Here is a 907-nt window from a genome sequence, read left to right as displayed (position 1 = left end):
TGATTAGACCATATATGGACGCCCCCGGGTTGTGCAAGAACTGAACTGATACGGTTTGCGACCATATATCCGGCGTTATGATGGGATTAACTCCCTCGCCATGATGTCATCCGAGCCTTGCTTCCTTATCACTACACCGGTATATGCATACCCAGGTCTAATTCAGGCTGTTACAAGGACGGTACCCGTTTCTTCATCAGTGCCTGCAAACTCAGTAACGTAGATTTTCTAAGCAAATATCAAATTAACTTCCTGCAAAAGCTCTGTTCATACTGAAATCAACCGAGTCAGTTAGTACACGCCAGATGATCCGAGTTAACTTATTTGCCAGGGCGACAGTGGCTTTCAAGAAGCCACGCCGCAATTCAATTGCCTTCACCCATCTCCCTAAACTGTCATCCCGTTTTTGCACACAACGCATCACCGCTCGAGCGCCATGGATGATCAAGGTCCTCAAGTTACGATTACCGTTCTTGGTCATGGATGAAAGCCGTTGTTTTCCACCTGAACTGTGCTGTCGAGGGACTAAGCCACACCAAGCAGAAAGCTCACGGCCGCTGGAAAACTGGGTGGCATCAACCTCACTGACCACCGCAGCGGCAATCAGTGGCCCGACACCAGGAATGGTCAATAAGTGGTGATAGGCAACCTGCTGGCTGGACAGTTCAGCTAGTTCCTTATCCAAGACATCAATCCGTTCAGTGAGCATCTGCATATCTTCTCGTAACAGGCTCAGTAGTCGGCGAAGCGTGAAGGTTATCGTATTGTCTCCGTCTTCAAGCACTTCTGGCAGTTGTCGTTGCAGGCGTTGTAACCCGGCTGGAATAATGACTCCGTACTCGGCAAGTAATGCCCGTAGTTGGTTAGCCAGAGCGGTTCGCTGCTCAACTATGAGCTGGCGAGCACT

The 907-nt window shown here is 49.7% G+C and carries 1 protein-coding gene; it reads right to left on the bottom strand.

What is annotated here, in order from left to right; translation table 11 throughout:
• Positions 1 to 244 precede the first annotated feature (244 nt).
• A partial coding sequence (locus OKC27_RS22735; protein WP_270806754.1) for an IS110 family transposase occupies positions 245 to 907 on the bottom strand: 663 nt, incomplete at its 5' end.

It is taken from the genome of Aeromonas sp. QDB62 (assembly GCF_027705695.1).
GTDB classification, from domain to species: domain Bacteria; phylum Pseudomonadota; class Gammaproteobacteria; order Enterobacterales; family Aeromonadaceae; genus Aeromonas; species Aeromonas allosaccharophila.
This window is presented reverse-complemented; position numbering and strand designations above follow the sequence as displayed.